This is a genomic window from Myxococcus vastator, assembly GCF_010894475.1.
Taxonomy (GTDB): Bacteria; Myxococcota; Myxococcia; order Myxococcales; family Myxococcaceae; genus Myxococcus; species Myxococcus vastator.
In genome coordinates this window covers 1-3,569 of record NZ_JAAIYB010000645.1, presented here as the reverse complement: position 1 = coordinate 3,569, position 3,569 = coordinate 1, and the positions used below count along the sequence as shown (strand labels likewise).

The following is a 3,569-nucleotide window of genomic DNA, read 5'->3' as shown; positions in this document are numbered from 1 at the left end:
CCGCCATGCCGGGCGCCGCCGCGAAGGCACGGCAGGGGCCGCCGCCCATCCCCGTGGTGTCGCGAGACCGGCCGCTGCCGCTGTCGTTCTCACAGCAGCGGCTCTGGTACATGGACCGGTTGGAGCCGGGGAACGTCGCCTACAACAACGCCGTCGCGTTCATGCTGAGCGGCGCGCTCGACGTGGCGGCGCTGACCCAGGCGTTCAATGCGGTGGTGGCCCGGCACGAGGCGCTCCGGACCACCTTCGCCCAGGTGGGCGCGGACGCGGTGCAGGTCATCGCGCCAACGTTGGAGGTTCCCATCCCCTTGCTCGTGGCGGAGGGGGCGAGCGAGGACGTCGTCGCGAGCTGGGCCCGTGAAGAGGCGCGCCGTCCCTTCGACCTGGAGCAGGGGCCGCTGCTCCGGGCGATGTTGCTCCGGCGGGGCGACACCGAGCACGTCCTGCTGCTCACGCTCCATCACATCATCTCGGACGGCTGGTCCGCTGGCGTGATGGTGCACGAGGTAGCCCGCTTGTACGAGGCCGCGAAGACGGGCCAGCCCGCGGCGCTGCCCGCGTTGCCCGTGCAGTACGCGGACTATTCCGTCTGGCAGTTGGAGTGGATGAAGGGCCCCGCGCTGAAGTCCGAACAGGACTGGTGGCGCGAGGTGTTGACGGGCGTGCCCGTGCTCCAGCTTCCAACGGACAGGCCTCGTCCCGCGGTGCAGACCTACGAGGGCGAGCGGCGCGCCGTCACCCTCCCGCGCCCGCTGACCGAGGCCCTGGCCTCCGTGGGCCGGCGGGTGGGGGCGACGCCCTTCATGGTGCTGATGGCCGCGTGGCAGGCCTTGCTCCACGCGTACTCGGGGCAGGAGGACTTCGCGGTGGGCACGCCGGTGGCCGGCCGGAACCGCCCGGAGGTCGAGCCGTTGATGGGGTGCTTCATCAACTCCATCGCCCTGCGTGCGGACCTGGCTGGCGACCCGGCCTTCGCGGAGCTGGTGGGCCGCGTGCGCCGGACCGCGCTGGAGAGCTTCGCCCACCAGGAGGTGCCCTTCGAGAAGCTGGTGGAGGCGCTGCACGTCCCGCGCGACCTCAGCCACACGCCCATCTTCCAGACGATGCTGGTGCTCCACAACACGCCCACGCCGGAGCTGTCGCTGGCGGGGCTCCAGCTTCGCGGCCGGCCCGTCCACACGGGGGCCACCAAGCTGGACCTGACCCTGGAGCTCGCGGAGACGCCAGCGGGCCTGAGCGGCGGCATCGAATACAACACGGACCTCTTCGACGCGGACACCATCGCGCGGCTCGCGGGGCACCTGCTCCGCCTGTTGGAGGCGGTGGCGGCGGCGCCGGAGCTGCGGCTGTCGCAGCTCGAGCTGCTGACCGGGGCCGAGCGCCAACGGTTGCTGGTGGAGTGGAACGCCTCGCCGCTGCCTGGCGTCGCGGCGGTGGACAGCGTCCCGGCGCGCTTCCTGGCGCAGGTGGCGCGCACGCCGGACCGGGTGGCGGTGGAGGACGGCCATCAGGCGATGACGTATCGCGAGCTGGCCGGACGGTCGGGGCACATCGCCGGGTACCTGTCGGCGCGAGGCGTGGGACAGGGGGCCATCGTGGCGCTCGCGCTGGCACATCCCTCGGAAGTGGTGGTGGGGCTGCTCGGCGTGATGCGCGCGGGGGCGGCGGCCGTCGTGCTCGACCTGGACCACCCGATGGAGCGCCTCGCGGGGCTGCTCGCGGATACGCGAGCCAGCGGGGTGCTCACCACGGAGGCTTCACGCGCCCGGGTGCCCACGCGCGAGGGGACGGAGGTCCTCCTCCTGGACTCCGTGCCCGCCAGCCTGGAGGCGCCGCCCAGCGCCCCGGCCGCGGACGACGCGGCGTGTGTCGTCTACACGTCGGGGTCCACGGGGACGCCGCGGGGGGTGGTGATGGAGCACCGGCAGCTGGTGTCCGCGACGCTCGCGCGGCACGAGGTCTACGGCGCGCCGGGCGTGGTCATGTCCCTGGCGCCGTTCACCTTCGATGCCTCGCTTGCGGGCCTGCTGTGGTCCTTGTTCGGTGGCGGCACGCTGCGCTACCCGGAGGCGGAGGAGCGCGAGGACCCACGCAGGCTGGCGGAGCGGGTCGTGCGCTCGGAGGTCACGCACTTCATCTCCGTGCCCGCCCTCTATGGGCAGGTGCTCGCGGCGGCGCCTCCGGGCGGCCTGCCGAGCCTGCGCGCGGTGAGCGTGGGCGGCGAGGCGTGTCCGGTGGAGCTCACGCGAGCGCATCACGACGCGCTGCCCTCGGTCCCCTTGTTCAACGAGTACGGCCCCACGGAGGCCACCATTTGGAGCACGGTGCACCGGGTTCGCGCGGACGCACCGGGCCGCGTGCCCATTGGTCGCGCGGTGCCGGGGGCGCGGGTGTACCTGCTGGATTCGCGGCGCAACCTGGTGCCGCAGGGGGCCCCCGGCGAGGTGTACGTGGGTGGCGCGGGGGTGGCGCGAGGGTATCTGGGCCAGCCCGCGCTGACGGCCGAGCGCTTCGTGGAGGACCCGTTCGATGGACGTCCGGGCGCCCGCATGTACCGCACGGGCGACGTGGCCCGCTGGCGCGCGGACGGAGCGTTGGAGTTCGTGGGCCGCGTGGACCGGCAGGTGAAGGTGCGGGGCTTCCGCATCGAGCCAGGTGAAGTGGAGGCCGCGCTGCTCGCGAGCCCCCAGGTCAAGGACGCGGCCGTCATGGCGCGTGTGGACGGGCGTGGCCCTGGCCGCCTCGTGGCCTACGTCGTGCCTTCGCGGGAGGGCGCGGACAGCGCACCCGACGCCGCGGCCTTGAAGGCGTGGCTGATGTCCCGGCTGCCGCCGTACATGGTCCCCTCGGCGTTCGTCCCGCTCGATGCGCTGCCACGCACCCGGCACGGCAAGGTGGACTTCCGGGCGTTGCCCACGCCGGAGCGGCCCTCGGCGGATGCGCAAGGGCCCGTGGCGGCGCCGCGCTCGGAGGTGGAGGAGACCCTCGCGGCGCTCTGGCGCGACGTCCTCTCGGTGGAGCGCGTGGGCATCCACGACGACTTCTTCGAGCTGGGCGGTGATTCCATCCTGGGCCTGCAAATCGTCACCCGGGCGCGCGCGGCGGGCATCGAGTTGTCGCCGAAGCAGTTGTTCCAGAATCCGACGGTGGCGCGGCTCGCGGCGGTCGCGGGGACGCGCCTCGCGGTGCAGGCCGAGCAAGGCCCCATCACCGGGCCCGTGGCGCTGACCCCCATCCAGCACTGGTTCTTCGAGCTGGCGCTGGAGGATGCGCACCATTGGAACATGTCCCTGCTGTTGGAGGCGAAGGCGCCGCTGGACGCCGCGCTGTTGCAGCGGGCGCTGGGGCACCTGCTGGAACACCATGACGCGCTCCGGCTGCGCTTCGCTCCCGGTGACGAGGGCTGGCACCAGTCCGCCTCCGCGCCAGGAGAGGCCGTCACGGTGGCTCACGTGGACCTGTCCTCCGTGCCTGAATCCGAACAGCCGGCGGCGCTGCTTCGGCACGCCGACGCGGCGCAAGGGCGCCTGCGGTTGGAGGGGCCTCTGGTCCAGGGGGTGGTGCTGGAG

The 3,569-nt window shown here is 73.2% G+C and carries 1 protein-coding gene; it reads left to right on the top strand.

Going from position 1 to position 3,569, the window contains the following annotated elements; genetic code table 11:
• Positions 1–3,569 (top strand): non-ribosomal peptide synthetase (locus tag G4D87_RS35415; RefSeq protein ID WP_163787136.1); only part of this gene is annotated, 3,569 nt, incomplete at both ends.